7 protein-coding genes are annotated in these 5,915 nt (G+C 60.1%); 2 read left to right on the top strand and 5 right to left on the bottom strand.

Annotated elements, in window-relative coordinates; all coding sequences use genetic code 11:
• Nucleotides 1-72: 72 nt before the first annotated feature.
• Nucleotides 73-975 carry a DMT family transporter gene (locus tag F8N49_RS24775; protein WP_243243431.1) on the bottom strand — a complete coding sequence of 301 codons (903 nt, stop codon included), beginning with the start codon at nucleotides 973-975 and terminating at the stop codon, nucleotides 73-75.
• Nucleotides 976-1,076: 101 nt separating this feature from the next.
• On the opposite strand from F8N49_RS24775, the gene F8N49_RS24770 reads away from it, so the two are divergent.
• Nucleotides 1,077-1,943: a LysR substrate-binding domain-containing protein gene (locus F8N49_RS24770; protein ID WP_151552994.1), complete on the top strand. Its 867-nt coding sequence runs from the start codon at nucleotides 1,077-1,079 to the stop codon at nucleotides 1,941-1,943.
• 224 nt (nucleotides 1,944-2,167) lie between these two features.
• Here F8N49_RS24770 and yegQ read toward each other — a convergent pair whose 3' ends face one another.
• Nucleotides 2,168-3,496 (bottom strand): tRNA 5-hydroxyuridine modification protein YegQ, encoded by a 1,329-nt coding sequence (gene yegQ, locus F8N49_RS24765; RefSeq protein WP_151552992.1) that lies wholly within the window; start codon nucleotides 3,494-3,496, stop codon nucleotides 2,168-2,170.
• Between the two features lie 156 nt (nucleotides 3,497-3,652).
• Between yegQ and F8N49_RS24760 the strand changes: the two genes are divergently transcribed.
• Nucleotides 3,653-4,714, top strand: a complete 1,062-nt coding sequence (locus F8N49_RS24760; RefSeq protein WP_073471346.1) for an AI-2E family transporter — start codon at nucleotides 3,653-3,655, stop codon at nucleotides 4,712-4,714.
• Here F8N49_RS24760 and F8N49_RS24755 read toward each other — a convergent pair.
• The 3 genes from F8N49_RS24755 to F8N49_RS24745 all read right to left on the bottom strand — a co-directional run bounded on the left by F8N49_RS24755 (nucleotide 4,711) and on the right by F8N49_RS24745 (nucleotide 5,801).
• Nucleotides 4,711-4,893 carry a hypothetical protein gene (locus F8N49_RS24755; RefSeq protein ID WP_016770690.1) on the bottom strand — a complete coding sequence of 61 codons (183 nt, stop codon included), beginning with the start codon at nucleotides 4,891-4,893 and terminating at the stop codon, nucleotides 4,711-4,713. The two genes, F8N49_RS24760 and F8N49_RS24755, sit on opposite strands and share 4 nt — an antisense overlap.
• A 103-nt stretch (nucleotides 4,894-4,996) precedes the next feature.
• Nucleotides 4,997-5,191: a hypothetical protein gene (locus F8N49_RS24750; protein ID WP_016770691.1), complete on the bottom strand. Its 195-nt coding sequence runs from the start codon at nucleotides 5,189-5,191 to the stop codon at nucleotides 4,997-4,999.
• A 229-nt stretch (nucleotides 5,192-5,420) separates the two neighbouring features.
• On the bottom strand, nucleotides 5,421-5,801 hold the full coding sequence (locus F8N49_RS24745; protein WP_024013471.1) for a hypothetical protein: 381 nt from the start codon (nucleotides 5,799-5,801) through the stop codon (nucleotides 5,421-5,423).
• Nucleotides 5,802-5,915: the final 114 nt, after the last annotated feature.

Here is a 5,915-nt window from a genome sequence, read left to right as displayed (position 1 = left end):
CCACAGGGAGTTTGTGTCATCCACTGTGGGAGCGAGCCTGCTCGCGAAGACGGCATCGGCTTCACCGCAGATTCAAGCCTTGCTCTCAACTGCTCGAACGACGCCAACCCGACGCTCCAGATTCAACGCCAACACACTGATCAACACCACCACCGCTCCCATCAGCACCATCAACGTCGGCCGTTCACCCAGTCCCCACGACGCAATTCCCATGGCCGTCGGCGGTATCAGATACAAGGTCATCGTCGCCCGACTCAAGTCCACATGCTTGAGCACGAAACCCCAGGCCAGATACGCCAGCGCGCTGGGAAACACCCCCAGCATCAGCACCGCCCACTGCGCACGCGGCGGCGCCTGCATCACGGCGTCAGCCAGCCCCGGCAGATAAATCAGCAACAGCAACGTCCCCGACCACACCGCGTAGCAGCCCAGGCTGAAGCCGTCGTAGCGCCGCGCATGATGCTTTTGCAGGGCGAAATAGAGGCTCCAGGAAAGCGCCGCCAACAAGATCAACAAGCCATGGGCATTGATAGCGCCCATGCCCTTGTCGCCGCTGACTACGATCACCACGCCGACAAATCCAAGCAGCACACAGCTCCAACGCCAGGCGCTGACGCGTTCCTTGAACACAAAGCACGCCAGCAGCGTGCTGAATAACGGGCTCGATTGCGCCAGCACGCTGGAAGCCCCGGCACTGATGCCTTGCTGGCCGATGTTCAGGGCGACGTGATGCAGGCTGACGGCGAAGAAGCCCAAGGCAAACAGTAACGGCACATCGCGCCACTGCGGCAGGCGAATGCCTTTGAAAATTGCGATCAGCGCCATCAACAGCGACGCCAGCAGAAAACGCAGCAAGGCCAGATGTCCGGGCTCATACCCTTGCAAGCCGATGTGAATGCCGGTGGGCGAATAACCCCAGCAGCCGACGACAAACGCCATGGCCAGGATGATTTTGCAGGTAGAAGTGGAAGTCATGATCGAGGCACCAGGGCAGTGGATGCGCCGAGTATCCGGGCGCCCGATCATTCGCCACAACTGACTTATACTGCGCTGACTGTTCACTCAGAGTGATGATTATGGAGCTGGCGCAAATCCGCATGTTCAAGACTGTGGCCGAGGTCGGCAGCATTGCCCGGGCCGCCGAAAAGCTGTTCTGCGTGCCGTCGAACATCACTGCGCGGATCAAAGCGCTGGAGGCCGAGTTGGGCGTGGCGCTGTTCTTGCGCGAGGGGCGCGGACTGCGCATCAGCCCGGCGGGGCAGACCTTTCTGGTTTATGCGGAAAAGATTCTGGCGCTGACCGTCGAAGCCAAACGCGCGCTCGACCCGGCCGCCGAGCCGTCCGGACCGCTGCGCATCGGCGCCATCGAGTCTTCGGCGACCGGGCGCTTGCCGCGCCTGCTGGCGAAATTCCACAAGCGTTATCCGCAAGTAGCACTGGAACTGACCACCGGCACCTGGAGCCAGTTGCTCGACGACACCGTCAACCATCGTCTTGATGGCGCGATTGTCGCGGTGGATGTCGAACGTGCTCAGCTCAAACGCACGCCGATGTATCGAGAGGAATTGTTACTGATCGCCTCGACTTCATTCGGCCCGGTGCGTGACATCGCGGATCTGCAAGACAAAACCCTGTTCATGTGGCCACCGGGTTGCCCATACCGCGCGGCACTTGAGCATTGGTTACTGCGCCGAGGGCAGGCGCTGCCGATTGTCAGTCTGGCCAGTTACGGAGCGATTGTCGGCTGCGTCAGCGCCGGTGCCGGGGTGGCGCTGGTGCCCAAGGGCGTGTTCGAGCAGTACGCCAAAGGCGCGGGCTGCGAGGGTTACGAGTTTGCTGAACTGATGGCGATCGAGAATTTGTTTTACTGGCATGAAAACGCCGGTGTGCACCCGGCGCGCGAGGCGTTTGTAGGGATGTTGCGTGAGGAGTTTGCCCAATAGAAAAGCGGCGCTCACCCCAGCCCTCTCCCGGAGGGAGAGGGGGCCAACCGAGGTGTCTTGCGTCAGACATCGACCTGAAAGTCCGAGCCGATTATGGATTCACGAGCACAACCAGCGCTGTGTAGTTTGCGGATTCAGCGGTCCCCGTTCAGGTCAGCGTATCTCTGAAATATCCCCCGATCAGTCCCCTCTCTCTCTGGGAGAGGGCTAGGGTGAGGGGCTTTTCAGGTCCGCGGCAAATCCCGCATCAACAACCCAAAGCGCAAATCCACCGCATCCGGTATCGGCACGTACACCGTATGCCCGTCCCCCGGCGCCACTTCGATCGCTTGCCCGCTGACGCTCTGCAATTCATGCAGATCAAAATGGAAATTGCCCTTGGGCGTCATCAGTTCCAGATGATCGCCCACGGCAAAACGATTCTTCACTTTCACTTCGGCCAGGCGATCACGGCGCTCGCCGGTCAGCTCGCCAACGAACTGCTGCCGCTCCGACACCGAACTGCCGTGCTGATAGTTCTGATATTCGTCATGCACATGCCGGCGCAGAAAACCTTCGGTGTAGCCGCGCTGGGCCAGCGACTCGAGATCCAGCATCAGGCTGCGATCGAACGCGCGCCCGGCCACGGCATCATCGATCGCCCGGCGATACACCTGCGTGGTGCGCGCGCAGTAGAAATGCGATTTGGTCCGGCCTTCGATTTTCAATGAGTGCACGCCCATGCGCGTCAGGCGCTCGACATGCTGCACGGCGCGCAGGTCCTTGGCGTTCATGATGTAGGTGCCGTGTTCGTCTTCGAAAGCCGGCATCAATTCATCGGGGCGGTTGGCTTCCTGCAACAGAAAGACCTGATCGGTCGGTGCGCCGAGGCCCAGCGTCGGCTCGGGTTGAAAGGTCTGGACGATCTCGCCGAGCTGGTTTTGTGTGGCTTCTTGCGCCGTGTACTTCCAGCGGCAGGCGTTGGTGCAGGTGCCCTGATTGGCATCGCGCTTGTTCATGTAACCGGAAAGCAGGCAGCGCCCGGAATAGGCCATGCACAGCGCGCCGTGCACGAACACTTCCAGCTCCATGCCCGGCACCTGCTCGCGGATTTCGCCGATCTCTTCCAGCGACAATTCGCGCGACAGAATGATCCGGCTCAATCCCTGTTGCTGCCAGAACTCGACGCTCGCCCAATTCACCGTGTTGGCCTGCACCGAAAGATGAATCGGCATCTGCGCAAAATGCCGGCGCACCAGCATGATCAGGCCCGGGTCGGACATGATCAGCGCATCCGGGGCCATCTCGATCACTGGCGCCAGATCCTTGAGGAAAGTCTTCAGCTTGGCGTTGTGCGGGGCGATGTTGACCACCACATAAAAGCGCTTGCCCTGCGCCTGCGCCTCACGGATGCCCAGCGCCAGGTTGGCGTGGTCGAATTCGTTGTTGCGCACCCGCAGGCTGTAGCGCGGCTGGCCGGCGTAGACCGCATCGGCGCCATAAGCGAAGGCGTAACGCATGTTTTTCAGGGTGCCGGCGGGGGCGAGAAGCTCGGGGGCGATGAGAGTCTGCATTTGGGTGTCGGTCGCAAAAGCCGCGCAGGGTAGGGCAGCTGTTGCGAGGGTTTATTGATCTGGATCTATGCTCCATGAATAAACATGGCACTCGCGCGCTCGGCGGCTGACTAAGTGGGGCGGGCGTGCGTGACGCCTGACTGACATGGACCGGATATGAACGAAAAGAGTCTGCAATTCAAATCCCTGACAGTGCTGCTGGTGCTGGTCACGGTGGCCTTTATCTGGATTCTGCTGCCGTTTTACGGCGCGGTGTTCTGGGCTGTCATCCTCGGCATTCTGTTTGCGCCGGTACAGCGCAGGTTGCAGCAGAAGTTTGGCTGGCAACGCAACGTGACGTCGTTGTGCACCTTGAGCCTGTGCCTGGTGATCGCGATTCTGCCGGTGATCATCGTCAGCATCCTGCTGGTGCAGGAAGGCGCGACGGTCTACAAGAACATTGAAAGCGGCGAGCTGGACATCGCTGCGTATCTGGCGCAGTTCAAGCACAGCCTGCCGCCGTACTTTCAGCACTTGCTCGACCGCTTTGGCATGGGCGAACTCGACAGCTTGCGCGAGAAGATCGTCAAAGCGGCGATGCAGGGCAGCCAGGTGCTAGCGACTCAGGCGTTCAGCTTCGGCCAGGGCACATTCGAATTCGTGGTGAGCTTTTTCATCATGCTGTATCTGCTGTTTTTCTTTCTGCGTGACGGCCCTGAGCTGGCGCGCAAGATGCGCACTGCCGTGCCGCTGGAAGAAAACCACAAGCGCCGCCTGCAACTGAAGTTCAACCGCGTGGTGCGCGCGACGGTCAAAGGCAACGTGGTGGTGGCCGTGACCCAAGGCGCGCTGGGCGGGTTGATTTTCTGGTTTCTCGACATTCCCAGCGCGTTGCTCTGGGCGGTGCTGATGGCGTTTCTGTCGCTGTTGCCAGCGGTGGGCGCGGGGATTGTCTGGGCGCCGGTGGCGGTGTACTTCCTGCTCAGCGGGATGATCTGGCAGGGCGTGGTGCTGGGATTGTTCGGAGTATTCGTGATCGGCCTGGTCGACAACGTGCTGCGCCCGATTCTGGTGGGCAAGGATACGAAAATGCCCGATTACCTGATTCTGGTTTCCACCCTCGGCGGCCTCGCGGTCTTCGGCCTCAACGGCTTTGTGATCGGGCCGCTGATTGCCGCATTGTTCCTGTCGAGCTGGGCGCTGTTCGTCGAGACCAAGCCCAAGGTGCAGCTGCCTTAGGCATGAAACGTGTTGCTGGCGACTTGTTGCGACAAGGCCTGTGCTGCTGGCAAGGAGGTGAGCGGGCCGCTGATTGGCTCGCCATCGCGCACCAGATACCAGCAAGCGAGCAAACCGGATGCACGCAGCGAAGCGGGAACTGCGCTGCCGATCACCGACATGATTTGAACCTGTGCCATGGGAAAACCTCCATCAAACTGATGGGGTTACCTTAGGGATTTGCCGGCACGACGGACAATCAACGCTTTCGATAGTGGTCATTGATGCCAGTGAGGTCTGGCGTCATTCCACCACTTGATCGAGCATGTGCATGACTTCTCGTTCATTGAGCAGGCCCTTGTGCACGAGATTTTCGGCGAGCAGGGACAGCAGCTTGGCGCAGCGATGGCCTTCCAGATGCTTGAGCTCGGTAAGTGCGCTGTACACCTTGCTCGAGGTGCACAGACCGACGATGCGGTGCGGGTTTTGTGTGGGCATACAGTCGTCCTTGTTGTTATCGATCTGTTGTTTACGGACGGATTCAGATTGCGGTTCCGTCATGACAAAGCGGTGACCGTTCGATGAAAAAAGCCCGACGGTCGATTCCATCATGCCGACTTTAGCTGCTCGAACTGTCCTCACAGCGACCTTGGCGCGATTTTTTCAGACGTTGGCCGACCAGCGGTCATAAAAAAGCCCTGCTCGAAAGCAGGGCTCTGTGTTGCGCTTACCAGCGTGGACCGCCGTAGTAGCCATGCGGGCCGCCGTAGTAGCCGTGGGGCCGACCGTAATAACCACGAGGCGGGCCGTAATAGACGGGGGCCGGCTGCACGTAGACCGGTTGTTGTACATACACCGGTGCCGGTTGGTAATACACCGGTGGCGGTGGTTGCTGCACGTAGACCGGTTGCGGCTGCACATAAACCGGTTGTTGCTGCACATACACCGGCCGATCCTGGTTGATCAGTGCCGAGCCGATGATGGCCGAGCCGACGATCGCGCCAAACACTGCAGGGCCCTGCCAGCCATGGCCACCACCCGCTTCAGCCTGGCCGGTGACGGCAAGTGCGCCAATCAACAAAGCCATGATGGGAAGTTTACGAATCATGATAAGTCCTCGGTTCTTCGACCCGGCGCCGCGGCCTGAGTCAGGCCCACAGTTGTCGCGGGGATACAGCTAAGACAGCAAATTTGCGAAATTCAGCACAGCCGCTGGGTAAAT

Source organism: Pseudomonas sp. GXM4, assembly GCF_008923895.1.
GTDB lineage: Bacteria > Pseudomonadota > Gammaproteobacteria > Pseudomonadales > Pseudomonadaceae > Aquipseudomonas > Aquipseudomonas atacamensis.
Note: the sequence above shows the minus strand (reverse complement) of the source record. Positions and strands in the feature narration are given on the sequence as shown.